Annotated in this window: 22 protein-coding genes and 4 pseudogenes; 9 read left to right on the top strand and 17 right to left on the bottom strand. The window is 39.5% G+C overall.

Translation table 11 applies throughout. The features are described 5' to 3' along the window. Positions 1–10 precede the first annotated feature (10 nt). From ACE1CA_RS15085 to ACE1CA_RS15070, 4 genes are all read right to left on the bottom strand, one after another. The gene (locus ACE1CA_RS15085; RefSeq protein WP_486517920.1) at positions 11–3,307 is read right to left on the bottom strand and encodes a PAS domain-containing sensor histidine kinase; all 3,297 of its coding nucleotides are present in this window, start codon (positions 3,305–3,307) and stop codon (positions 11–13) included. 98 nt (positions 3,308–3,405) lie between these two features. Continuing rightward, a complete protein-coding gene (locus ACE1CA_RS15080; RefSeq protein ID WP_413275851.1) occupies positions 3,406–5,355 on the bottom strand; it encodes a hybrid sensor histidine kinase/response regulator in 1,950 nt (649 codons plus the stop codon). Between the two features lie 201 nt (positions 5,356–5,556). Continuing rightward, positions 5,557–6,240 carry a Uma2 family endonuclease gene (locus tag ACE1CA_RS15075; RefSeq protein WP_486517918.1) on the bottom strand — a complete coding sequence of 228 codons (684 nt, stop codon included), beginning with the start codon at positions 6,238–6,240 and terminating at the stop codon, positions 5,557–5,559. Positions 6,241–6,406: 166 nt separating this feature from the next. Next, positions 6,407–7,090, bottom strand: coding sequence for a Uma2 family endonuclease (locus ACE1CA_RS15070; protein WP_486517916.1), 684 nt, complete (start codon positions 7,088–7,090; stop codon positions 6,407–6,409). 184 nt (positions 7,091–7,274) lie between these two features. On the opposite strand from ACE1CA_RS15070, the gene ACE1CA_RS15065 reads away from it, so the two are divergent. Both ACE1CA_RS15065 and ACE1CA_RS15060 read left to right on the top strand, forming a co-directional pair. Then, positions 7,275–7,709, top strand: a complete 435-nt coding sequence (locus tag ACE1CA_RS15065; RefSeq protein WP_413275370.1) for a DUF29 domain-containing protein — start codon at positions 7,275–7,277, stop codon at positions 7,707–7,709. A 194-nt stretch (positions 7,710–7,903) separates the two neighbouring features. Next, a complete protein-coding gene (locus ACE1CA_RS15060; protein WP_486517914.1) occupies positions 7,904–8,683 on the top strand; it encodes a DUF4058 family protein in 780 nt (259 codons plus the stop codon). A 79-nt stretch (positions 8,684–8,762) separates the two neighbouring features. Here the strand turns inward: ACE1CA_RS15060 and ACE1CA_RS15055 are convergent, their stop codons facing one another. The 4 genes from ACE1CA_RS15055 to ACE1CA_RS15040 all read right to left on the bottom strand — a co-directional run bounded on the left by ACE1CA_RS15055 (position 8,763) and on the right by ACE1CA_RS15040 (position 12,073). Then, a complete protein-coding gene (locus ACE1CA_RS15055) occupies positions 8,763–9,443 on the bottom strand; it encodes a Uma2 family endonuclease (RefSeq protein ID WP_413276053.1) in 681 nt (226 codons plus the stop codon). 22 nt (positions 9,444–9,465) lie between these two features. Then, a complete protein-coding gene (locus ACE1CA_RS15050; protein ID WP_413276052.1) occupies positions 9,466–9,633 on the bottom strand; it encodes a hypothetical protein in 168 nt (55 codons plus the stop codon). 255 nt (positions 9,634–9,888) lie between these two features. Further along, positions 9,889–11,001: an IS630 family transposase gene (locus tag ACE1CA_RS15045; RefSeq protein ID WP_486517912.1), complete on the bottom strand. Its 1,113-nt coding sequence runs from the start codon at positions 10,999–11,001 to the stop codon at positions 9,889–9,891. A gap of 127 nt (positions 11,002–11,128) precedes the next feature. Next, positions 11,129–12,073 (bottom strand): hypothetical protein, encoded by a 945-nt coding sequence (locus ACE1CA_RS15040; RefSeq protein WP_413278113.1) that lies wholly within the window; start codon positions 12,071–12,073, stop codon positions 11,129–11,131. Between the two features lie 157 nt (positions 12,074–12,230). On the opposite strand from ACE1CA_RS15040, the gene ACE1CA_RS15035 reads away from it, so the two are divergent. Continuing rightward, positions 12,231–12,647: an element excision factor XisH family protein gene (locus ACE1CA_RS15035; protein WP_413278112.1), complete on the top strand. Its 417-nt coding sequence runs from the start codon at positions 12,231–12,233 to the stop codon at positions 12,645–12,647. Further along, positions 12,635–12,982, top strand: a complete 348-nt coding sequence (locus ACE1CA_RS15030) for a XisI protein (protein ID WP_413278111.1) — start codon at positions 12,635–12,637, stop codon at positions 12,980–12,982. Before ACE1CA_RS15035 ends, ACE1CA_RS15030 begins: the two co-directional genes overlap by 13 nt. Before the next feature lie 79 nt (positions 12,983–13,061). Here ACE1CA_RS15030 and ACE1CA_RS15025 read toward each other — a convergent pair whose 3' ends face one another. From ACE1CA_RS15025 to ACE1CA_RS15000, 6 genes and pseudogenes are all read right to left on the bottom strand, one after another. Then, a complete protein-coding gene (locus ACE1CA_RS15025; RefSeq protein ID WP_413278110.1) occupies positions 13,062–13,565 on the bottom strand; it encodes a hypothetical protein in 504 nt (167 codons plus the stop codon). Between the two features lie 147 nt (positions 13,566–13,712). Then, the gene (locus ACE1CA_RS15020; RefSeq protein WP_486517658.1) at positions 13,713–14,252 is read right to left on the bottom strand and encodes an HARBI1 family protein; all 540 of its coding nucleotides are present in this window, start codon (positions 14,250–14,252) and stop codon (positions 13,713–13,715) included. A gap of 115 nt (positions 14,253–14,367) precedes the next feature. Further along, positions 14,368–15,156 (bottom strand): DUF4058 family protein, encoded by a 789-nt coding sequence (locus tag ACE1CA_RS15015; protein ID WP_413281002.1) that lies wholly within the window; start codon positions 15,154–15,156, stop codon positions 14,368–14,370. A 27-nt stretch (positions 15,157–15,183) separates the two neighbouring features. Continuing rightward, positions 15,184–15,594 (bottom strand): hypothetical protein, encoded by a 411-nt coding sequence (locus ACE1CA_RS15010; RefSeq protein ID WP_413281001.1) that lies wholly within the window; start codon positions 15,592–15,594, stop codon positions 15,184–15,186. A 348-nt stretch (positions 15,595–15,942) separates the two neighbouring features. Beyond that, a pseudogene (locus ACE1CA_RS15005) lies at positions 15,943–17,191 on the bottom strand (ISNCY family transposase). Positions 17,192–17,504: 313 nt separating this feature from the next. Beyond that, positions 17,505–18,130: pseudogene (locus ACE1CA_RS15000) on the bottom strand (DISARM system SNF2-like helicase DrmD); the annotation flags it as partial. A gap of 308 nt (positions 18,131–18,438) precedes the next feature. Here ACE1CA_RS15000 and ACE1CA_RS14995 point away from each other — a divergent pair. From ACE1CA_RS14995 to ACE1CA_RS14975, 5 genes and pseudogenes are all read left to right on the top strand, one after another. Further along, complete coding sequence (locus ACE1CA_RS14995) at positions 18,439–18,804, top strand: hypothetical protein (RefSeq protein WP_413279242.1); 366 nt, start codon at positions 18,439–18,441, stop codon at positions 18,802–18,804. A 283-nt stretch (positions 18,805–19,087) separates the two neighbouring features. Further along, the gene (locus tag ACE1CA_RS14990) at positions 19,088–19,759 is read left to right on the top strand and encodes a hypothetical protein (protein ID WP_413279243.1); all 672 of its coding nucleotides are present in this window, start codon (positions 19,088–19,090) and stop codon (positions 19,757–19,759) included. A 23-nt stretch (positions 19,760–19,782) separates the two neighbouring features. Next, positions 19,783–21,003 carry an ISL3 family transposase gene (locus ACE1CA_RS14985; RefSeq protein WP_486517910.1) on the top strand — a complete coding sequence of 407 codons (1,221 nt, stop codon included), beginning with the start codon at positions 19,783–19,785 and terminating at the stop codon, positions 21,001–21,003. A gap of 19 nt (positions 21,004–21,022) precedes the next feature. Then, entirely contained in the window at positions 21,023–21,466 is a 444-nt protein-coding gene (locus tag ACE1CA_RS14980; RefSeq protein WP_413279245.1) for a hypothetical protein, read from the top strand. A 104-nt stretch (positions 21,467–21,570) separates the two neighbouring features. Continuing rightward, positions 21,571–22,526: pseudogene (locus ACE1CA_RS14975) on the top strand (IS630 family transposase). 9 nt (positions 22,527–22,535) lie between these two features. Here the strand turns inward: ACE1CA_RS14975 and ACE1CA_RS14970 are convergent. The 3 genes and pseudogenes from ACE1CA_RS14970 to ACE1CA_RS14960 form a co-directional block, all read right to left on the bottom strand. Next, positions 22,536–22,922, bottom strand: a pseudogene (locus ACE1CA_RS14970) (AAA family ATPase); the annotation flags it as partial. An 11-nt stretch (positions 22,923–22,933) separates the two neighbouring features. After that, positions 22,934–24,043 (bottom strand): VMAP-C domain-containing protein, encoded by a 1,110-nt coding sequence (locus tag ACE1CA_RS14965; protein WP_413279246.1) that lies wholly within the window; start codon positions 24,041–24,043, stop codon positions 22,934–22,936. After that, complete coding sequence (locus ACE1CA_RS14960; protein ID WP_413279247.1) at positions 24,007–25,461, bottom strand: FAD-dependent oxidoreductase; 1,455 nt, start codon at positions 25,459–25,461, stop codon at positions 24,007–24,009. The genes ACE1CA_RS14965 and ACE1CA_RS14960 overlap by 37 nt, the downstream gene beginning before the upstream one ends. Positions 25,462–25,494 lie beyond the last annotated feature (33 nt).

Below are 25,494 nucleotides of genomic sequence, written 5' to 3'. Positions count from 1 at the left end.
TTCAGTCCTCTTAAGAAATTGGTATAGTGAAGAAGAAGGTGGCTCCTGCTCCTAGTTGAGACTCAACCCAAATTCGTCCTTCGTGTCTTTCAATTATTTTCCTACAAATTGCCAATCCTAAACCTGTGCCAGAGTATTCGTCAATGGTATGCAGACGTTGAAAGATGCCGAAAATTCGATCGGCATATTGAGGTTCGATACCAATGCCATTATCTTGGATGGAAAACAGCCATTCTTGAACTGAAGTTGTTAGGGGTGGAGAGCAATTTTGCACCGAAGCACTACTTGCTTCTAAGGTAATTATTTTGGCTGAGAAGTGAATTCGGGGAGCTATTTCACTTCGGTATTTTAAGGAATTGCCGAGCAAATTTCGCAGCAGATTTGCCATTTGGTTAGGGTCAGCTGTAATGGTGGGTAAAGTATCTGCGGTGATGATAGCTTCATTTTCAGCGATCGCCACCTGTAAATCTTTCTTCACTCGCTCCCATAAAGCATTAAAATCAACAGGTTGCAGTTGCAATTCATAACGACCTACTCTAGAGTAAGCCAGCAAGTCTTTGATTAGTTGCTGCATCCGGGTGGCACCATCGACAATAAACTCAATGTAAGTATCAGCTTTAGCATCAATTTGTCCTCGATACCGCTTTGCCAGCATTTGGGTAAAACTGGTAATTGCCCTTAAAGGTTCTTGCAAGTCATGAGAGGCGATATATGCAAACTGTTCTAACTCTTGATTGGAACGTTGTAAATCTTCGGCTAATTTGCGAGCAGATTCTTCTGCCTGTTTTAGGGCAGTAATGTCTCGTCCGATCGTCATAACTGAAACGATCGCATTATTGGCATCTCGTTCTGGAACCACTTTAACTTGAAAACTCCTGGGTTCATTCAAGGTTGTTATAGTAAATTCATCAATCCGCATTTCTCCCGTAACAAACACGCTTTCTAGGGAAGCTTCCCAGAATTGAGTCAGTTCGTTAGCATAGCTTAATTCAGATGGTTTTTTTCCCAAGTAAAACTCAAAGGGAAAGTTAGCGAGTTGGATTCTGGCTGGATTGACATAGAGGTAACGGTATTGGCGATCGTGCCGAGTAATTATATCAGGTGTATTTTCCACCAACGTCCTAAACTCTCGCTCGCGTTGTTGCAGCATTTCTAATGCTGCTTGCAGTTCCCTGGTACGTTCTTGTACTTGACGTTCTAACTCATCCCGCGATGTCCGCAGGATTTGTTCGGCTCGTTTGCGATCGGTAATGTCCAGAAATGCTCCTACACTACCTCTCGGCTGTCCGTATTTATCAAATAATGGAGCAGCATATTCCAACAGCGTTACGGTTTTACCATTCTGCCAAACAACCTCGACTTCTAAATCTCGGACTGCAACACCATGTTTGGCTGCGTATTGCAAGGGTAATTCTTCGGCTGCCATTTCCCGCTCGTTTTGATAAACTTTGAAGTTCGGGCGTTCTGCTTCGGGCGCACTCAGAGAAGCATTGATTGTCGGTGGGATACCCAATAACTCAGCAAAGGCTGGATTAACTCGAATGTGGCGACATTCTGGATCTTCTGCAATGCCAATACCGATCGGAATCACGTCCAACAAAGTTTGCAATTCGGTTACTTTCTGCTGGAGTTCCTGATTCAATTGCAGAATTGATAACTGTGCCTGTTTGTTCTGAGTGATATCTTCAGCGAAGATAATAATTCCACCAATTTCATCGCTGGCTTTGTACCAAGGGCGAACCTCCCAGCGCGTCCATTGCTGCGTGCCATCTGCCCTCTCAAACAAATCTTCATCACATTTCTCGATCGCTCCTGCCAAACAGCGTTGATGGATCTGTCGCCATCGTTCTGGAATTTCAGGAAACACTTCGTATTGCCATCGACCAATCAGCAACTCTACAGAGTCGTGATAGTAATCATCTGCCCACCTTTGACTTGCCATTAAATAACGCATTTCCTTGTCAAACATGGCAATACCCGCTGGGGCATATTGAGCAAATAAGTGGAGGAGAGATTCGCTTTGTTGCAATGTTTGTTCGGCTTGTTTGCGTTGCGTTATATCTTCGGAAAATACAATAATTCCACCAATTTCATGATTTGCTTTGTACCAAGGACGAACCTCCCAACGTATCCATTGCTGCGTCCCATCTGCCCTGATAAATAAATCTTCATTACAGGTTTCCGTTGCCCCAGCCAAACAGCGTTGATGAATCTGTCGCCACCGTTCCGGGATTTCAGGAAAAATCTCGTAGTGCGATCGACCAATAATTAATTCAGACGAACCAATATTATAGTCATCTGCCCATCTTTGACTTGCCATTAAATAACGCATTTCCCTGTCAAACATGGCAATACCAGCAGGGACATACTTGGCAAATAAGCGGAGTAAACCTTCCCTTTCTTGCAGTGTTGCTTCTGTGCATTTGCGATCGGTAATCTCTTCACAAACTGTACTGATGCCAATAATGCGATCGCCATCCTTCAAAGGTAAAAAACTCTCTAACCAAATTCTTTTTACCCCCGGTTGTGCTGGAGTTTCTCCGGTAATTTCCACTTTTAGGAGTGGTTCTCCTGTTTCTAAAATAGGTCGCAATAATTGTTCGGCAGTATCAGCTAGTTCAGGTAGTAACTCGCGGACTGTGCGACCGATATGTGCTTCAACCGGAAGTCCATTAATTTCTGCCAATTGCTGATTAATACGAACAAAACGAAGTTCTGTGTCCAAAACGTTCAACCCAATGGGAGCAGACTGGTAAATAGTTTCAATCTCAGCCAATTGGCGTTGAATCTGGCTTTTTTGGTTCCGTAACTCTATTTCTGCCCGTTTGCGATCGGAAATATCCCTTGCCGCTGAGACTCGCACTGTTCGCCCCTGATAACGAGCTTGCTTACCAACTACCTCCAAGTGAATAAGCGTACCATCTTTTCTGATCCCAGTGAGTTCGTATGGCTGTTCGTATTGGCTTTCCATCTTACTCAGCAATATTTCTAGAGATTCTGGTGTAAGAAAGTCAACGGCTGATTTACCGATTACTTCTTCTAAAGAATAGCCAAATATCTCAGCAAATCCTGGGTTGGCATCAATAATTTTCCCTTTTTCTTGAATGATAATCCCTTCAAATGCGGCTTCTACTAGGGCGTGAAATCGCATCTCACTTTCTTTTAGTGCCTGTTCTGCTTTTTGACGTTCGGCAATTTCCCGCTGAAGAGACTGATTGAGAGTAGTTAACTCTTCGATCGAATTTTCCACAATCTTATTCAAGAAATTTATCTGTTTTGAAAGTAAGGCGTTCTCGATATTTACCATGATGCTACTTCTATCAGGATTTCTAGAATTATAGGATTTCAGGATTTTCGATCGGGATTTCAGGATGAAATGCTTAAATCCTGGTCAAAACTCAAAATTCATGACTTTCTTATGAGCAGTTCTGCAATTGCAGAAACTAAGGCATCTGGTTCGATCGGTTTAGCTAAATGCTGTTGATATCCAGAGTTCAGGGCAGTTTGGCGATTTATTTCTCCTGCATAAGCGGTAAGTGCGATCGCAGGTAGTACTTCAGCTGATGCAAGAAGACGAACCTGTTGCAATAAGCGATACCCATCCATATCAGGTAAACCAATATCACTGACTAGAACATCAAAGGAAGTTTGGGACAGGACATTCAGCGCTGCATTAGCTGAGGTAACAGCAATTAGTTTGGCACCTGCTTCTTTTAATATCCAAGCCATCAGTTCTCGCGAATCAAGCTCATCTTCAACTAGAAGTATTTTTGTGCCTTGTAAATTTGCGGTCTGATTGCTATCTAATAAATCGGGTTTTACAGGTTGAGGTTCTGAGAGTAACGGTAGTCGTACAGTAAATGTAGCACCTTGTCCTTCCCCTGGACTTTGGGCAGTAATGGTTCCTCCATGAGCTTCTACGAGTTGTCGCACTAATGCCAGTCCCAGTCCTAAACCGCCAAATTCTCTGGTTGTGGAACTATCCTGTTGCCGAAATCGATCGAACACGAAGGGCAGAAAATCCGATCTAATTCCTTTACCAGTGTCCCTAACGGTAATTTGTGCTTCCCGATCGATTCGCTGTAGTTGCACCATAATCTTGCCACTGTTAGGAGTAAATTTAACAGCATTGGAAAGTAAATTCCAGACGAGTTGTTGCAGTCGAACGATGTCACCCCTGACATAGCCTACTTCCGGGTCAAGCTCTATTTCAATCTCAATATTTTTCGCTTCGGCTGCCAGTCTCACTGTTTCGATCGCGCCTTGAACAGGTTCGCTCAACAAAACTGTTGCTAGATTCAGCTTGAGTTGTCCTCGAATCATCTGCGACACATCCAGTAAGTCTTCCACTAGTTGTGCTTGGCGTTGTGCGTTACGTTCGATCGTTTCTAAGGCTGTTTGAGTCTGATCGCCCGAAAATGGACGAGTTCGCAGCAACTTAGTCCATCCCAAAATTGGGTTAAGGGGTGTTCTCAGTTCGTGGGACAGCGTTGCCAAAAATTCATCTTTCATTCGGTTAGCTGTCTGAGCTTCAGCAAAGGCGATTTCTGTTTGTCGTAGTTGGGTGATATCACGAGCGATCGTCAAAACAGTTTCGATCGAACCATCTGCTCTAAACTCTGGCACCACATAAGTTTGGTAGGTTTTCCACTCATCCTGATACCTAACGCGAAATTCATCAATTTCTAACTGTCCATTGACAAATACTCTCTCCAAAGCATTCTCTAGAAACTGAGCCATTTCTTGAGGATATCCCAATTCTGAAGGAGTTTTACCTGAGTAACTTGTGGAAATTCCCAGTTGGTTGGTACTAGCAGGATTGGTGTAGAGACAGCGAAATTGGCGATCGTACCGAGCAATGATATCAGGTGTATTTTCCACTAACGTTCTAAACTCTCGTTCCCGTTGTTGTAGAATTTCGTTAGTGGCAACTAATTGCTGCGTCTTATCTCGAAGCTTTTTGACAATTTGGGCTCGCTCGATCGCATATTCAACCGTTTTTACCAATAATTCAGGCGATAGCTGTCCTTTAACCAAATAATCCTGCGCCCCCTGAGCAACTGCTCGCCGAGCCAGGTTTTTATCTGGCAATCCTGTTAAAACCACAATGGGAATGTGTGGAACTGCTGTCTGAAGTTGAACAACTGTGTCTATTCCCTGAGAGTCAGGTAGGGATAAATCCAAGAGAATTACATCAAAAGCAGTTCGCTGTAGCTGTTCCAAGGCAAGTTTCAGTCTTTTGCAATGAGAAATTTGCCAAGATTGACCATCGCTATCCTGTAGCAACTCCATCAACAGGACAATATCAGCTGGGTTATCTTCCACGAGTATAACAGCAATCTCTTTACGAGCCATTAATTCCCTCGATTAGTTGCAGCCTTTAGCATTAAGATTATAGTAGCAACAAATTGCGAGTATTCAGCCTGTGAAATTAGACAAGTGTAATCTTAAAATAAAGTCGTAATGCAGTTAAAAAGGCGTTGGATAAATTTATCTTGGGGAATTTGCGATCGGATTGGGAATCAAAATTATCTTGGGGAAAGTGCGATCGTGCTTCTAACCCTTAGCCAATTGTTGCACAAAATCTTGATGTTCTTGACTTGCCAAACCCTGTTGCAAAACCTCTAAAACTTTCGCTAAATTTCCCACTAATAACGCTGCTTTATCTAACCACAATCCAGGGAAAACTTGCGAATAAATAATCCCATTGCTATCAGATTCCAGTTTAATATATTCTCCGGCATTTAATCTAAACCAATCAAATTCACTATCATCAACTCGCCAGACTAAATATTCTTGTACCCCATTACGACGATAAACCTTGAGTTTTTGGTTAAAATCAATTGACACAGTGCTGGCAGCAATTTCTACGATTAATTCTGGCGCACCTTCGACATAGCCATCCTGACTAATAGTAGATTGTCCACCGACTTCAATTCTCAGTAGTGCATCAGGTTGAGGTTCGTTATCTAAATCGAGACGTACTGTAGTATTATCCCCCAATTCAATTCCTGGTGTACCCGACCAATAATATCCTAACCACGTCATGATTCGAGCGTGAGGGTTTCCATGATTGGTGATTCGCAAAGGCGATGCCATATAAACTACTCCTTCAATTAATTCTGCTTTTTTCCGATCGGGCATAGCAGAATAGCGACGCTCAAATTCAACACGGGTTAGTTGATCTCCGTTTTCTAAGGGAGGAATAGTTAATTTAGGAGAAATTGTTGCTGATATCATGTTTGATTTTTCTCCCGAAGTTAGGCAATAATCATACTTTATAAATGATAGCAAATCTAACTTCAGCTTTCTGCTACGAAATTCATCCAATCTTGATCGGATTGGGAATCAAAGTTATCTTGGGGAATGTGCGATCTGTTGCATCGGATATTCTGGCGATCGCCATCTATTCCTTAGCCAATTGTTGCACAAAATCTTGATGTTCTTGACTTGCCAAACCTTGTTGTAATACTTCTAAAACTTTCGCTAAATTTCCCGCTAATAAAGCCGCTTTATCTAACCACAATCCAGGGAAAACTTGCGAATAAATTATCCCATTACTATCAGATTCCAGTTTAATATATTCTCCGGCATTTAATCTAAACCAATCAAATTCATTATCTAAAACTCGCCAAACTAAATATTCTTGTACTTGATTACGACGATAAACCTTGAGCTTTTGATTTACATCAATGGAAACACTGCTAGCAGCAATTTCTGCGATTAGTTCTGGCGCACCTTCGACATAATCATCTTCGCTAATTGTTGATTGTCCACCTATCTTAATTCTTAATAGTGCATCTGGTTGGGGTTCATTATCAGGATCAAGACGGACAGTGGTATTATCAGCAGACATTAATCCTGGTGTTGCGGCTTTATAAACTCCCAGCCAAGTCATAATATCAGAATGGGGTTCTCCATGACCTTGCACTCGCAAAGGCGATGCCATATAAACTACTCCTTCAATTAATTCTGCTTTTTTCCGATCGGGCATAGCAGAATAGCGACGCTCAAATTCAACACGGGTTAGTTGATCTCCGTTTTCTAAGGGAGGAATAGTTAATTTAGGAGAAATTGTTGCTGATATCATGTTTGATTTTTCTCCTGAAGTTAGGCAATAATCATACTTTATAAATGATAGCACCAGGGGGAGTCAGGTTAAATTTGGTAACAATTCATTGTCAGCAGTTGGGAAAGAACCAGTTTTTCTGGCAGTCCAAGTGTTAGAATTAGGGTAACTCTTTCAGTGTCGTCGCCTGCAAAAGGAACTAAAAATGACGATCGCAGACTATCAAGAATGGATTAAAGAAACGGTCAACCAATTACGCGAACGGAATTTTGATCGGGTTGATTGGGATAGTTTAATTGAAGAGTTAGAAAGTATGGGGAAAAGTGATAGACGGGCGATGTTGAGTCTTTTAACCCGTTTATTAGAACATCTGCTTAAATTATCCTATTGGCAAGATGAAAAAGAGCGCTCTGGGAAACACTGGGCTGCTGAAATTGTCAATTTTCGGGCTCAAATTCAACATCGTTTAGAAGATAGTCCTAGTTTAAAGCCGGAACTGGAAGCGATGTATGCCAAAGCTTATCCTGTAGCGGTTAAGTCTGTTTCTCAGTTGTTTTCACTACCGAAAGATGCTCATATTTCTCTAGAACAAGCATTGGATGAGGATTGGTTTTTTGTTGATGAATCTAAAGAATCTTGAATAGATATCTCCAAAAAAGATTGTAGAGGTAGAGACGTTGTATACAACGTCTCTACAATGGTTCGGTGGTAACGCACCTTACAAATAGTGCGATCGCATTCTGATAAAAATAATCTTGGGGAAAATGCGATCGCTTAAGATAAAAGATAGATGAAAGCAGCCCTGATTAATTGCACTAGCAGAGAGTGTCGATCGTGCCTTCACCCTTTCTCGGAATGAATCCTTATTTAGAGCATCCCTCACTTTGGGCAGGAATTCATCATCGATTGATTAGTGCGATCGCAAATTACCTGGCTCCGAAGATTCGCCCAAAATATATTGTGGCGATCGAAGAGCGGGTATATGAAGCTAATGGGGATACCGCTTTGTTGGTAGGTGTGCCAGATGTCTCGCTACAAAATTCGCTTTCTTTAGCGCGATCGAATGAATCCAATCTAGCAGTTGCTCCCTCAACCGAGCCAGTCGAAGTGATCCTGCCTTTACCAGAGATTCTTACCGAAGCATACTTAGAAATTCGGGCTGTAGAAACAGAAGAAGTAGTCACCATTATTGAAGTACTTTCTCCCAAAAATAAACAACTAGGCATTGGACGGCTACAATACGAAACCAAAAGGCTGAAAATTTTAGCTAGTGCGACTCATTTGGTGGAAATTGATTTGCTACGTCAGGGAAACCCGATGTCAATGATCGGACAACCTCAAAGTCATTATCGAATTATGGTCAGTCATAGCGAAATTCGTCCCAAAGCTTCTCTATATGGATTTAATTTGCCAGATTCGATTCCTCAATTTCCTGTACCCTTGAAAGCTGGTGAACCTGAACCAGCGATCGACTTAAAGCTATTACTAGATGAAATTTATGACCAGGGAAGTTATGACTTAAGGATTGATTACCGCCGCCCCCCCATTCCTGCTTTATCAGAACCGGATTTGGCTTGGGTAAACGAGAGATTGCAACAGCAAGGATTGAGGTAAGTTGCCATAAAAGCCAGAAGATTTAAGTCATCGGCAAGGGAGAGCCTCAAAGTTATCTTGGGGAATGTGCGATCGCCATCTACTCCTGAGCTAATTGTTGCACAAAATCTTGATGTTCTTGACTTGCCAAACCTTGTTGCAAAACCTCTAAAACTTTCGCTAAATTTCCGGCTAATAACGCTGCTTTATCTAACCACAAACCAGGGAAAACTTGTGAATAAATTATGTGATTACTATCAGGTTCAAGTTTAATGTATTCTCCGGCATTTAATCTAAACCAATCAAATTCACTATCTAAAACTCGCCAAATTAAATATTCTTGGACTTGATTGCGACGATAAACTTTCAATTTTTGGTTAAAATCAATTGACACAGTGCTGGCAGCAATTTCTACGATTAATTCTGGCGCACCTTCGACATAATCATCTTCACTAATCGTTGATTGTCCCCCCTGTTCAATTCTCAGTAAACCATCAGGTTGCGGTTCATTATCCGCATCAAGACGCACTGTAGAATTGTCCCCAAATTCTACACCTGGAGTAGCAGCTTCATAAGTACCCAGCCATGTCATCATGTAACCATGAGGTTTCCCATGACTTTTAAATCTTAAGGCTGATGCCATGTAGACAACTCCTTCAATTAATTCCGCTTTTTTTATATGTGGCATTGCATTATAACGGCGTTCAAATTCTACACGGGTTAGTTGATCTCCGTTCTCTAAAGGAGGAATCGTTAAGTTAGGAGAAATTACTGCTGACATGATTTTTGTTTTTCTCCCGCAGTTAGGCAATATTCATACTTTTAAATAATAGCAAAGATAACTTTAGTTTTCTGCCATTCGTATAAATATTGTTCACACCAGTTGGATTGAGCAAAGTATTGCCACTGATTCCATCACCTTGCCAAACTTGAGTATTGATATTAGTTCCTGATGATTGTTCTACTAACACCCTCAAGTTAGCGGATTCTTTTTTCGTTATCCACCTAATCTTCAAACTTATTCACCGATTTCTCGTCGCAAGATGGCTTACACCTGGCGCTATTTGCGTTCTTAAAAGATGGGTGGACAATAACTGACGAGTTTTTCCGGCTGGCGATCGGATTCCTTACAGTCATGGGGAAATTGAAAGTAAATTGATTATCGATCGCGATCGCAACAATTTTGTCTTGATGGTATCAGGTTGGGACGGTAAGCTGTTAAGCATTTAAATAGTGATAAGAGCATTACCTTTATTTTTAAGTTTTCGCCCCCATTTAATAATTAATTCTCCTTCATTTAAAAGTTTATGCAATAAATATTCTAATTCTTCTATTGATTTAAATAATCGATGGGCAATAAATTCTTTGGCTGAATGCCAAACTAATTCAATTAAGTTATAATCCGGGCTATATTTCGGGAGGAATTCTAAATGAATATTGGGCATTTCGGCGGCAATTTTCTGGAGATATTCTGCCTTTTTGGGAAAACTAGCATTGTCCAGAATTATCACTATTTTGGCTCCTTTTTCCGCAAATTCCTTGGCTTCATTGCCAGCGGCTACCCATTCAGCAATCAATTCTTGATAAAACAGTTTTAGCACTTGATAAAAACTTTCCGAATTGCTTTTATCGAGAAATTCTACAAACCTTTTCTTGTCGGAATACCTCAGTCCTCCCATTACATTAATCCGACCCTTTCTTCGCTCTCCTCTCACCTCTTTTCGTCTACCTTTCTTACACCAATTCTTTCTTCTCATCACTCTTAAACTAAAACCGCTTTCGTCCCAAAACCATACCTGTAAACGTTCTGGATGCTCTTTTTCGATTTTTAAATATTCGGCTATTTTCTTTTTAAATGCTTTTCTTTTTTCCGGTTCTCGCTTTCCCTCCAAGCTGTACTTTGCCCAGAGGTAAACGAACTTTTTTTGCTCTAATATTCTCCTAACTTGCGAACCACTTAATTTTATTCCTGTCGTTTCTGCTAAATATGTCGCTAACCTTTGTGCCGTCCATCTGCCAAATTCGTATCCTAATTCTTTGGGTTCTTTATCTACTGTCTCTAATAATATTTCTCTATATTTATCTGTGGCTTTTTGATGATTCCCCTTCATCCTTTCATCGACTAGGCTTTCTAGATTATCTGGGTCTCCATGTACACACCAATAAGATACTTTATTTATTGAACAGCCCACAAATTCCGCTATTTTAGCTTGAGTTTTTCCATCATTTAGCAACAGTAATATCAAGATTCTTTCTCTAATATTTCCATCTTCTTCTTCTTTCAGGGCTTTTTGTAGCTTCTCTACTTGTTCTAAGTTCAGATGATTCTTTGCTGGCATTTCCCCACCCACTTGGCTCTATTGGCTTTTCCATTTTACCCTATTTAAATGCTTAACAGCTTATCCAATCTTCCCCTTGTTTGCGAATTTGACCTTGGACAAATACTTCTTTTTCTGGATTTATTTGTCAAGGATCGATCGCACCCACCTGCAAATTAATATTTGGTGATACACCTTTAATTGGATAGCGCCGCCAAAGGGTTTTTGCTTCCCCTGTGGGAGTTTGCACAGATTCACTTTTGTCTTTTTCGTATTGTCCCCATCCTGCTGTAACTTTAATTGCTTTGGCATTTCCCTCAACACAAAATGTCATTCCCAATGCCGAAGGAAACATTTTATCAGCAAGAGGAATATTATTTTCTGTTGTTCCTTCTTCTAAAGTACCGCTACCAGAAACCGCTAATTCATCCATTTGTTCTGGCGTTTCTTCTCGTTCTTCCGGGGTAATTTGACGTTGTGTAGGTGCAACTAATCCGACTAAATAGCGATCGCTAACTCGCATTTCATCTATTTCTTCATATTCTCCCCCCGCAGGCCCAAGTAAATCATCTAGTACTGCTTGTTCTAATTCTGCCCGAATTTGATAATAGCTTTGTGGAGGTAGGATAGAAGGTTGAGGAGGTTCTAGATTGGGTGTTATAGACTGGGATTCTTCTACATTGTCGTGACTAATGACAGGAACAAATTGCATTTCTAAAAGTTTTCCCTGTCCTTCTGTTTCCTGAGTTTCAGAAGGAACGAATTGAGTTTCAAAAAGATTGCCTTGTTTGGCACTTATAGGATTACTTTGAGAAGGTTTTTGACGGTTAAGTTTTTTAGTTTTTTTCTGTTGGTTATTAAAAAAGCGGATAATTTCCGCAGCGATCGTATCGGACATAGTGCTGGTTTCTAAATCTAGCACTTCCGCATCGTTTACTAAATTTAATCCTTCTAGTAAGATGGCGAGATGTCGTTCTGGTGCAGAAACTACGCTACTCCAATCTAATTGAGCAGTCTTATTTTTTAACTGTTGGTTAATAGCAGCAAGATCTAAATCACCAGGGAGTACAGCAGGAAGTAGAATAATATTCATATATAGCAATGTTTCGTAATATTTGAATAATTTAGCAATAGTCTTTTAGTATAATACCACATTTAAATATGTAGGGTGCGTTAGGCATAGCCGTAACGCACCATCTTTCAGTAAATGTGATAGTTTTAAATTGCACCTCTAGATCGAATCGTCTATTGTGGCTAAAGATCGTTTTCATCAAGTTGTTAAAACTGCTCTTACTAAGGATGGGTGGAATGTTACTCATGATCCACTTAAAATAAAAGTAGGTGGTGTAGACATGGAAATTGACTTGGGGGCAGAACGATTACTGGCAGCAGAGCGAGGAAATGAGAAAATTGCGGTAGAAGTCAAAAGTTTTTTGGCTAGTGCATCGGCAATTTCCGAGTTTCATACAGCACTGGGGCAATTTATTAACTATCGGGCTGCATTACGTCGTGAAGAACCCGATCGCATTCTCTATCTAGCCATACCCGATCTAGTTTATAATAGCTTCTTTCAACTTGATTTTCCAGCATCAATGCTGCAAGAAAATTCCGTAAAAATAATTATTTACGATATTGAATTGGAGCAAATTTTACAATGGAAGGACTAACAGATAAATTAACCAGCTATCAGCAAATTGTCCAGCAATTATTGATGGATTATGCAGAAGTTAAGCCAGCTTATGGTGATATTGAAGTTGAAACTATCTTTGATACACAGCGAAACCACTATCAAATTGTGCATCTGGGTTGGCAACATAAACGCTGGGTGCATGATTGTATAATACATCTTGATATTCGCAATGAGAAAATCTGGATTTTTTACAATTCAACAGAACATGATATTGCAGCGGATTTAGTTAATTTAGGTGTACCAAAACAAGATATTGTATTAGGTTTTTATCCTCCTTTCATGCGGGAAATGAGTGATTATGGAGTGGGCTAAAAGCAGCAGGATGAAAGAGACGACGCTCGATCGACCATTAAATTAATTTATTAAAGTGAAAGTTGGTTTGTGGGTTAATTCAAAGGGCATTTTTATTTGATAAGTAATAGTTGAATGGTGCTGATAGTATTCCTAATATTTTATCAATTTCTTTAATAAAATAATCATTTAAGTCGATAAAGACCGTTTGGTTTTCTAGTTTAAGAAATTTCCAAACCATTCCTGTTGTTACTGCTCCATAAATCGTGTTAATTGAAGTTTCTTTTTGTTGGTTAAAACGTTGAGCAGCAACCATTTCAGCAATACATTGTCCCAATCCACTTTTAATATTTTCGTTTTTTGCTTCTACTAGGGTAATAACTGGGGCAGAAATTTCGTATATTTCTTGAGAAGCGGTGAGAATATAATCACAGTAACCGCTGAGTCCAAGGGTTGAATCTACATTAAATTCTGTACCGCTAAAAAAGCCAACTTGGAAGTTAAAATGTCGTCGTACTTCTAGTAAAACCGGGGCAATAATTAACTCAGAACGGGCTTTTTCAGTGTTGATAGCATTGGCGAGAGGAACAAGTTCATTAGACATCTCCAAAAATTACGAAAGCATTAGCCAGGAAGGATTTGGCAGTTCCCAAGCCATGAAGAAATTGCTGCCGCTTAATTTGAATTTATCAGGCTTTGAGTTAGTTTGAGTTAGTTTAGACCTCAAAGATAAAGATAGTTGCACTACTATTCATCCGCTGCTAATCGCTGATTTTATTGGTAGTATTATTGTGCCAAGTCGTAAACGAACTAAGCCACACACTGTCAAAATTACTTGTTCATAATGTGACGGCCTCAACCGAAATCTTTCCTGTGCAATTCGGAAGATTTTGATTAATCTAATTGCGTGTTCTACGACAATACGTTGGCTGGATAATTTTTTATTTTCTTGTTTTTGTTCTGGGGTTAATTCTTGTTTCTTCTTTCTTTTATGTGGAGTTTTTATTTGTTTTTCGCCTACGTAACCTTTGTCGCCTTTAAACTTTTGATTTTCGGCGAATTGTGACTGTCTCTGTCTAAAGAGGTTTATATCACTATCTGGCCCTGGTTTTCCCACTATTACATCTACAATTTCCGACTTTTTTCCTGGTACAATTATCTGATTTTTTCGGGTATGGCTTTTCTTCTTTCCTGAGTAATACTTTTTCTGCTCTTCATACTCTTGAGGTCTTTCTCTGACTTGTTCCCAGCTATCTACTACTAATTCCCATTCTTGCAGTATCTCCTGCACCCAAATGTTGGTAAATGATGTAGGTAAACTAAGGTTAACAATATTTGCTCTGCTACTGGTAGGGAAGGTTTTCTGCCCCCGCCTTTTTTGATTATTCTTGTTTTTTCGGCTATCTTTAATTGTTTCGCAGTCTTTGTTCTCGCAAGAGTGTATCTGCCCAAACTGCGTCCTCTTCCTTCAAGGGTGGGACTGGCTCTTGGCTATAATCTATGGCTAAGTTGTATCTTGCACGTTCATATACGCCACTTAACAAAGCTTGCAAATCCACGAGAGGTTCCGTATCCTCTGACTGCAACGGTAAGGGAAAGGAGGGAATCGCTTCTCGCACACTAAAATTATATAATTGGGCTAGAGGACGGCGATCGCCTCGACTAACCAAAATTCGATAATCTAAGAGAGGTACTTCGCCTAAAAATAGCATCGGCTTCCCCCCTCGCAGCAAATCAATTTCTACTAAGTGGGTGGTACTCGCTAACACTTGTTTTCGCTTCCGTTCGTAAGCTTTTCTCCCCTCACCTGCACGTTTATTCTTAGGAGATAGAATTTCTACTGCTGTCACGACATAACTGGTGGCGACTTCTCGGATTTCTAAATAACTTTCCTTGACATTTTCAGGTACAGGCATTCTCACTGTTACCACTTCAGAGGTAGAAGCAAAAGTTACTGTTGATGAGGTTGGTTTAGTTACCTTATTTTGAGAAAATACAGCAACATCAGGAATTCCTACTAAAACGGAATCTGACTCATCGCTTAAATAAGTGCGCTGCTCAATAGCCACCCGATACTGAGGAGGAATTAGGGGTGCTAAGGAGTCGGCTAGATTCACAATTAATCGATTATGTACTTCTGACCAAAATATAGGATTTTCTAAATAAGGATTCATACCTGGAAATGGAGAAGACATAAAATACTCCTAAATAAAGGATGTGAATTAACGCACCAACTTTTGAGGAATGAGGTAAGTTACTGCTAAGGGGAATAAACGGGGAGTTGGGTCTTTAAACCTAGCTCGAATCACCGCAGTTTCCTGTTCAATCTCTCCTGGTATTTGCTCAAGTCTCAACCTCAAACTATTGACATTTCGCTCAAACTGTGATTTCTCTTCTGTATTAAATAACTCCAATTGTTTAAATTCCGGTTCTGCCAATTCTCTTTCAATACTACGCTGCAATTCAGTTAAAATAGCCGTAATATCCGCTACTTCTTTATCAGCACGGTTTTGTAAATCTTTCTGCAAACTAGCAGTTCTCTCACTCATTCGCACCTGCAAACTCTTCAGTAATTCATCTTTGTAACTAGGCCAAAGTTTTACCGCTTTTTCGATTATATCTTCTGGTGGCACTTTCGGTAAAATTGAACTTAACGCCCAGCAATTCTCATTTTGAAAGAAAATCAGAGAAAATTCCCTTACTTAAATAGAGAACTTCTGTCGAAGCATTGTTTTTTGACAGATAATTATCATCCGATGCTGAAGATAGACAGATTTTCAGAAATTTGTCCATAAAAAATCGATTTCAACTGATAAATCCCGATGAAATTCTCAACAACTTTTTAGTTTTTTTTCATAAATAACTTTCAGTTCCTCTTTCAATATATTGACATTTTTAACTAGAATTTACTTTTTTTAATGGGACATATTCGGTGAGAATAAATGAGAACAACTCCACCCAACTCGGAAACCAAATAAATTTTAATAGGGTACGAATATCATTAAAGAAAGAAGTCCGAGTTACTAATAGCTCACGAATCTTTTGATAGGTGTAATTAACTAAATCCAAAACAGTATGAAATAAAAAAGCTAGTAAATTCAAAGACAATAAGAACTCGCACAAATGATTTTGACCATGACCAAAGTTATGCTCTAAATTATAGCCGTGATTTTTCAGAACGTTATTGCCTTCGTTCTCAACTTTCCATCTGCTGCGCCCAGCTTTGACAATTTCTTCAACATTATTTTCAGTGATTTTATGATTAGTGATCCAATTATTTTGGTAGATAATTTTCTGTGTTTTCTCCTCAATAACAGTCACTTCGCACCAATTAACTTCCAGACTTGAGTCTTCATCTTTTAAGGGAACTCTAGAAGCATAACGATAACGATAAATTAGATTTTTTCGCCCAGACCATTGTTTCTTTTCAACGGTGGTAACTTCTCCACTTCTTTCTAAAAACTCTAGCCATTCATATAAAGTTTTATGTGAATTTTCCAGACAAACAAAAATAAAATTATACCCTTGTTTTAGAGCTAATTCACAAATAGGTTGGTGAGAATATAAGTCATCCCCTAAAAGGGTTACAGGATAACCATACTTATTTTGATTATTTTTATTTAACCATCTTTTTACCGCCGCATTTTCACAATCTTGCTTTTGATATCCATCGGGTTTTTTAATAAATTCTGGTTCTAAATTAATTACTTGTTTTTGATTAGGAGAAACCACTATAGGTGTGACACAGCCATGAAAATAAGTTGTCGTTCCATTTCGATGATTACGACAATTACAATGAGGGCAATTAATTTTTGATGATGAAAAATATTCTGTGCCATCTAACGCCACTAAAATTCCTCCATTTAAGTAGAGGAACTTGTTCAAAACTCCCTTTGACTCTAACCATTGATAGACTTTTTGAAAAGTCATAGACAGAGTAGTTGCTGGCACTGGATCTAACAGGTTTCTTATTTGATTATCTCCGGGAATTTTCCCAATTGAAAATAAACTTTCAGCATTATCTTTTCCCTTATTGCTTTTCATTAAACGTTGATGGTCTAAAAAAGATGGTGACTGCGTAAAAAACACTGAAAACGCCGCCATCACTGCATCTTCTACCCGATATTTGGTATTATTTCCCGGCTTCCTTTCATCGGGTAAGTCATGTAATTCTTCACGGAGAAATTGGATTAATTCAGAAATTTCAAGGGTCGCTGCTTTTTGGGTCATCTTGGAATAATTTGACGCGAGTTGAGGATGCTAGCTCACCAATTTTACCTTAGCTGACAATAATTATAAATTTTTATTTCCGTTGAATTTTCTTTTCTCAAAACCGAACTATTTTCCTGACTTTCCCCCTTCGTTGTTAGCCAATTCCCGCCAATAAATTGAGTATTTATACTTGATTTATTGGGTCAAATGTTTTTTAGCCATAGCTTCGCTCGCCGCAAGCATCGCCTCTCTCTAAAAAACTAGTTATTTTGTACTATATTTTGAATTTCAAAATGGAGGTTAATACTCTGTTTATTTCAAAATGAGAATTGCTGCTTAACGCCGCTTGCAATTGCATCACTTTCAATCGAGTAAATCTCCCATCTTTCAACACTCCACCCGCTGTAATTACTTCTTCATGTAACCGCTGTTGGTCGCTTCCTAAAATCACCAATCTACCATAAGCAACGACAGCAGGTGTTTCTAATCCAGAACTAGCAGAAACTAACCTCGCCGTAACTCGATTTAAACCTTTTCTTCCCTCCTCAGACCATACTTCTGCACGCAACAAACGCAAACACATTTGTACTAAGCGATGGTTTAAATGCGCCAAGACGATATCATCTCTACCTTGACATAATTCTGGGTCAAATGCGATCGCACGAATCTCTTTTGTATGGGGATTGCTTCAATATTATCTGGAGTTAACCGCAAATTTTGCCGAGTTTCGTTTAACTGTTCCCGCAGTTTATCAATTTGTTCTCTTACCTTTCGCTCAAATTTCAACATTCGCCGCACAGGTTCCGATTCTCGTTCTGCTTTGCTAGTATCTAAATTTGTGCGATATCCTAACATCGCCTCTTCTACCTGTTGGGCAATCACTGGGCCAACTTTACCCAAATCTTCTCTAATATTATTAACTTTTAATGCCGCACGCATTAAAAATTCGGCTCTCCCCTACTTGAAGTGATAAAAAAACCTAATAAATGATTCCTAAAGATTGTGGTATTTGGACTTTAGCTTTATCAGAGGTACAAAAACTAACTTATTAACCTCAGATCGTTGAGATCCCCACTAATCAAGCTAAAACCCAAACTGATTAGCAAAATTTATCACCGTAAGTACGGGAGAGCCAGGGTTTGATCAAGCCAATATTGCCGCTAAATGGAAACGAAACTATCGCGGCATTTCCGCGGAAGAAGCTTGGTTTATCTTGACGAATTTCGCAGATTTGAAACTAGCTTTATCGGCTTACCAAAGACGATTTGGAATCGAAGAAATGTGAGCGAGATTATAAAAGCGGTGGCTACAATTTAGAATCAACAGGTATCTCTGGTGACCGCTTAATTGCCTTAATTATATTGATTACTTTAGCTTACACCACTTCGATTATGTCAGGAGAAAAAATCAAAAATAAGGGAGTAGTTAAATACGTCGGTCGCGTTAAAGAAAAACGTCGGACTCAGCGCCGTCATAGCAGCTTTTATATTGGTATACACGGCTATGCTTGGGTGGAATCTTTGGCTTTCTTGAATGAACAAACTACTCAATTAATGTCATTAAGTCCGTATAAACGACCTTTTTATCAGCGAGGTCGAAGAGCCGAAATCCTTATCCGTTCTACCTTTTAGCCATAGTTGTCACCCCTTCAGGGAAAAAAGGAAAAAATTTTTTTATTGACAGTTTCAGGAATAGAAGCAAGTTTTATTTATTGCATAGCTCAGAATTCTCCAGAACTATAAAACGGTAATAACATCTCAGTAAGATTGCCTTATGCTAGTGAATTTGATACCAACTGGAAAAAGATTTAATACTTAATTTACCGATCTTCCCTGCTTAATTATGTACGTAGCAGCTAAAAAATAAAGTGTATGTTCTTAAATAGGGTTTAATCTAAAGACAGGAAAAATTAGTATGAGTAGTACTTCCAAGTACTGGTTACTGATCCGGCTAGATGTAACAGGAAATAGCAAGATTGAAAAAATAGCTGCTGCTAAAGCATTTTTCGCATCTATGTTTCCCGATGTAATTACAACTGAAAATTTAATAGATGCTCACATCCAACGCCAGTTAGTAGTAAATCAAGCTAGTGAAGTTTCTACTAACAACATAACAGTACATCCTGCTGAGTTATGCTTGCGTTGCTTTATTTCCAGCGTTATTGAGCAAGTTTGTATTCAATTAGAAATCAATTTTGGCAACAATTATGGTTTTACTCGCCGTGATTTATTTCCTTTAGTTCTTAATGATGTAATTGAACGTTCAACTAAGCAGCAACAAAGTTTTTATACTTCGGTAGCTTGCGAGATTTTACAAAGTTACAATCCAGAACGAGGAAACTTATCTACTTGGACAAGCAAACTTGTTAAACAGCATCGGGAACTAAAAGTTTTCTTAATAGAGCATGGCATATACTTAGTTACTGATTGGGCTATTCTTAATGATACAAATTCGGAGCAATTACAGCGAATTTTTCAAGAGTTTCATCATCTTACTCAATCGGAAATTAGGTTGGCTGCTATTTTATTAGAAAGTTACCATCGGATTTATCGGGGTTCTTCCGTACTTACTGTGCTAAATTATTAGGGAAGTGCGAAAAGAGCTAGGATATGAAGAATAGATTATTGACTAAGTTACTAAATTTACCAGGAGTTATAGTAGAAGAGAGTCAAGAAACAGAAGATACATTAATTTTATTTGTCAAAGCAGAGAATAAAACGGCAGATTGTCCTAGATGTGGTCAAACAAGTCGTCGGTTGCATCAAAATCAAAGGTATTTAGTAAAAGATTTACCAATAGGTAATAGAGAGGTAATTCTTAGTGTAAATCGCCGCCGATTACGTTTAGAACATTGCCAAAAACCTTTTAGCGAAAGTTTAGATTTTGTACCAAGAAAGAAAAGTTTTACACATAGATATGCAGAAAGTATCACGCAACAGGTGGTACATAGTGATATTAAGAATGTGGCTAATAACAATGGATTAACTGCGGAAGAAGTAGAGTCAATGGTGATTTATTTTACTAAATCTATGCTGCCTATTGACATGAGCAATTTACGTTTTTTAGGAATAGATGAAATTAGTTTGGTTAAAGGCCAAGGCAAGTTTATTGTAGTTTTAGTAGACTTAGCAACCCATAAATTGATCGGGTTAGTGCCAGCACGTAAACAGACAGAGATAGAAAGAGTTATGCGACAGTGGGGAGAAAAAGTTTTGGCACAAATAGAAGAAGTAAGTATAGATATGACCGGAAACTATAAATCTTTAATTCACAAAATTTGCCCCAATGCAGAAGTAACAGTAGACAGATTTCATGTCGTAAAAATGGTTCATGAAGAATTAAATCAAGCCAGAATTGACCAAAAGAAGACCGCAGAAGAATTAAATATTAAAGCCAGAGCTAAGTTATTTAGTAGCTTAAAAGGTAGTAAATATACATTATTAAAAGCTGAAAATAAATTGTCTCCCAAGCAAAAAGAGAAATTAGAACAAGTCAAAGGAGCTTCGCCTTTAGTTGAAATAATGCACTCATTAAAGGAAGAATTACATCAAATATTTGAAGAAAGTGAAAATTTAGGAGAAGGAACATTAAAATTACTTGATTGGTTAGCCATAGCTCAAAATTACTATCGAAAAAGCGTCCCCACGATCAAGCGGTGGTTCGCCGAAATAGTGGGATATTTTGAAAATCGCACAACCAACGGAATAGTGGAAGAGATTAATAATAAGTTGAAATTGCTCAAGCGTTGTGGATTTGGCTTTAGGAATTTCCGTAATTTTGAATTAAGAGCTTTATTGTTTTGGCACTTCCCTAACAATTTAGCACAGTAAGTACGGAAGAACCGAATTTATGAATTCCTTAGATTTAGCATTAAAAACTATCATTGAACACCGCCTCTCCACTTTGGAAAAGCAAAGTAATTCTCTGGTAAATCAGTATACTACTGCACTGCATCTTTATCATTGTCAAGGACAAACTATGGTAGAAATTGCTCAAAGAATAGGATTAAAAGCTCAATACCAAGTGACACGGTTACTGAAGCTCAAACAACTACGAACTGAGGTAAGACAATTAATGTTAAAAAAATTACTAGCTTCCATTTTAAACAAAGCTTTATCTTATACTAACCTTAATGAAGCTAAGAATTTAGAAGAAAAAATTGAACAAATACTCTCTCAACAAATTGAAGATATAATGCAGGAAGCAGAAGCAGAAAGTACAGTTACTAAAAAACGTCCATTGCCAAGTTTGTTGGCTCGAAGAATATGTTATATGTTAAGGCAAAGACGATAGAAAGTAGTTCTTTAAAACATAAAGAACTAAATTTGCATAAGTCTTCTATAGCGGTTCTCGAATAGATGAGGTATATTAATAGAAAAATATTTTCTGGGAAGACAATGAAAGCTTATTCAGTGGATTTAAGGCAAAAAATCATCGATAGTTACCACACAAAGCCAATCTCACAACGGCAACTGGCAGAGCAATTTTCTGTAGCTTTGAGTTTCGTACAAAAATTGCTCAAACAATATCGTCAAACCGGAAACATTAGCCCTAAACCATATAGAGGTGGCGCTCAACTAAAATTGTCCCCAGAACAGCTAGCAATACTAGCGGAGTTAATCGAAAACAATAATGATGCGACACTCGAAGAACTCTGTAGAATGCTCAAAGAAAAAACTGGAGTAGAAGTGAGCCGAGCCACAATGGGAAGAATGACCCAAAGGTTGAACATCACAGTCAAAAAAAAACGCTCTATCCCCCAGAAAAAGAAACGGAAAGAGTACAACTTAAAAGAGTAGAGTTCTGGGAAAAAGTCCGCCATGTCAAAGTGGAAGACCTGATATTTATTGATGAATCTGGGGTGAATCTGGCGATGGTCAGGTTGTACGCTCGGTGATTACGTGGTCGGAGAGCCAGAGGAATTAGACCGCATAAACGGGGCAAAAATGTTTCGATAATTGGTGCTATATCAGTCAAAGAAGTGGTAGCATCAGTAAATTTAATCGGCCCGATAGATGGAATTACATTTGAGGCATTTATTCACAGGAAATTAGTGCCAAAACTGTGGAAAGGTGCTTGTGTATTAATGGATAACTACAGCATTCATCTGGGCAAAGAAGTCGAAAAAGCCATTGAATCAGTGGGAGCGAAACTGATCTATTTACCACCTTATTCTCCTGATTTTTCCCCCATAGAGAACTTCTGGTCTAAAGTGAAAACTGTCCTTCGCTCTCTCGGTGCCAGAACTTATCAAGCATTAGATTTAGCAATTGCCACTGCTTTTAGTCTCGTTGATGAAACTGATTTTTTTAACTGGTTTACCCATTGCTGTTACTGTACCTCATCTACTTGAGAAACGCTATAATGGCCCCAAACGGATATACTTACCAATATTTTCTAAATTATCTTTGCCTTGTTCTTGTAATCGACCGATCGCATCGTAACTATATAATCCATCTTTCAAAGTAGTGCGGGTACTAATTGACCAAGTAAGAACTTCTCCTAATTTTAACTCACGAGCAACTGCATAAGCAAGGGATGTTTTTCCTGTTCCCGGTTTTCCAGTTACTAACAAAGGTCGCCGTAAATATAAAGCTGCATTTACTAGATCGATCGCTTCTTTTCGCGCCTGAAAAGTTGCTCCCCGATCCTGTTTTTGGTCAAATTTTCGCCAACTTGGAGGAGCAGGTAAACTGTCAATATCGTCGTGAGGTTCTTTAGTTCCTTGAAAAATTTTCCAGTCATTCATAAGATAGAATTTTATGGCATTAATAACGGTGTAACATCAGGCGGTAAGCGGTGCGGATCTTCCCAAAGTAATGCTAAGTGTGTGCCAATATGAGGTTCACCGCTAGATATAAACGCTTCTGTGCGACAGCTTTGGACTGAATTTGGTAGTTCGGCAATTTTGCAATTAAGTACTTGATTTAAAGCATTTTGACAATCAATTTCCAAATTCTGTCTCAACCATACCGCAACAGGTGCTGCCGATTGCAAAATTGCATTAAATACATTACCTTGAGCAGATAGATTGGGTACAGCACTCATCTGACATCCCAAAATATTTTCGCTATTTTTGTCTGTCAATCTTACATAAAGCTCTCTCCAGTGACAATCTCCAGATATAAACAATTCGGTACAAGGTGAGCAACTTAATTTGTTAAGTTGAAGCCACTTTTTCTCCCATTCTTTACGTTTCCGAAGATAGGGTAAAGAAAGACGTTCTTCGGAACGAACAACCACTCTGTATTCTACTCCGATCGGCAATTCTAGCGATTCTTTAATTAGCCATTGATCTACTTCATGGTTAAACAGGTTGTGAGGTAAAAAGAATTCAATTATTAAATCGCTTTGAGCGCAACGATTTTCCCCACATTCTCTGAGTAATGTTGGCAAAACTTCATCGGAAATTTGACCTAATGTAAAAGTTAAATTTTCTAACTTTGGCAGTAAAAGCGGCTCTTTTTCCCAATTTATACCCGGTTGTCCAGATCTTTGAGTCGCAAACCAAGCTCGGACGAAGTAACGATTTATTTCTTGAGGCGCTGTTTTCAGCCAAATCATCAAGTAAAAATTTTTAGACTCTGGCTGAGGGTTAACTCGATCTAAAAGTTTTTGAATGTTAAGAACTTTAGAATTAAGCCAAGCTTCCAGGTTTTGCTGCATTGATGAGGGAATATCTGAATCTACTATCAACCGAGCCACAAATTGAAAGATAGACTCATAGCCAATTTCACCAGGCGGTATGTCCTGTAAATCTATCAAAATCTCCGATAATTCAGTAACAGCAGGACGAATCCATCCAGGCGGAAGACAAGCATGATAAGCAGCAATCAGTTTTTCGGGTGGGCAAGTAAGCCATCCAACCAATCGGTTTTGGGACTGGCACCGATGAAGATAAACAGCGATCGCGCAGGTAAAGTTTCAACTTCTCCGGTCTTAGCATGAGAAATTACAATGGTTTCCAGATGTTCCTCGCCCTTTACTTCCACTACACTGCAACAGGTGCAAACTTGAATGTTTTGGGTTGCCGCAATCTGGTCAATCAAATATTGGGACATACTAGTAGCCAGCGATTCTCCACGCACCAGCATGATTACTTTGCTGGCATATTTTGAGAAGTACATCGCTGCTTGTCCAGCGGAGTTTGCCCCACCCACTAGGTAAACGTCCTCATTGGTACAGGCGATCGCCTCGGTCATAGCAGCACCATAATATACACCTGCCCCAGTCAATTTATCGGCTCCTGGCACATTGAGCCAACGATAGGAAACGCCCGTTGCCACCAGGAGAGCATGACAGCTAATCTCGCTATTGTCTGCAAGTTGCAAAATCCGGTAGGAGTCTTGCAGTCGCACGCCTTTAACTTCTTGAGGCGTGAGAATCTCCACCCCAAATCGTCGTGCCTGAGTAACGGCTCGTCTTGCCAAATCGCTACCACTCAAGCCTACAGGAAATCCCAGATAATTCTCAATCCGGGAACTGGAGCCTGCCTGTCCGCCTGGTGCTTCTCGCTCAATCAAAACAGTACTCAATCCTTCAGATGCGCCATAGACCGCTGCTGCCAATCCCGCAGGCCCACCACCGACGATCGCTAAATCGTAAAAAGGGCGTTGTGCTTGGGTTTTCAGTCCGAGCTTCTCTGCGATCGCTAAATTAGAAGGTTGTATTAGTCGAGAACCATCAGGAAATAATACCAAAGGCAGATGTTGTCTACCTTCAGCTTCGGCGTATTCTACCAATTTAGCTGCCTCTGGCTCTAGCTCAATATCCAACCACTGATAGGGAATTTGGTTTCGTGCCAAAAAGTCCTTCACCTGATGGGAAAAAGGCGACCAACGATTACCCACAACGCGAATACCTTCAAAAGGTGGACGGAATGCTGCTATCCAGTCATCCAGCAAATCATCCAAAATTGGGTAAAGCCGCTCTTCGGGTGGGTCCCAAGGCTTAAGCAAATAGTAATCCAGGCGGGCGCTATTAATCGATTGAATAGCTGCATCCGTGTCTGCATAGGCTGTTAGCAGAACTCGTTTCGCAACCGGAAAAACGTCTTTTGCCTGTTCAATGAACTCTACACCTCCCATTTGCGGCATTCGTTGATCGACCAAAAATAGAGCAACGGTTTCATTTCGCAATTTGAGTTGCTGAACTACCTCAAGTGCCGCAATGCCAGATTCTGCTCGCACAATGCGAAAGCGATCGCCATATTGATGTCGCAAGTCCCGTGACACCGCTTGTAGAACCTCTGGATCGTCATCGACGGTTAGAACTACGGGTTTTGCCATAATTACCTCAACATAACGATTAAGCTGTTAAGC

It is taken from the genome of Floridaenema evergladense BLCC-F167 (assembly GCF_041929205.2).
Taxonomy (GTDB): Bacteria; Cyanobacteriota; Cyanobacteriia; order Cyanobacteriales; family Aerosakkonemataceae; genus Floridanema; species Floridanema evergladense.
The sequence above is the reverse complement of the archived record's forward strand: the minus strand, read 5'-3'. Positions and strand labels throughout refer to the sequence as shown.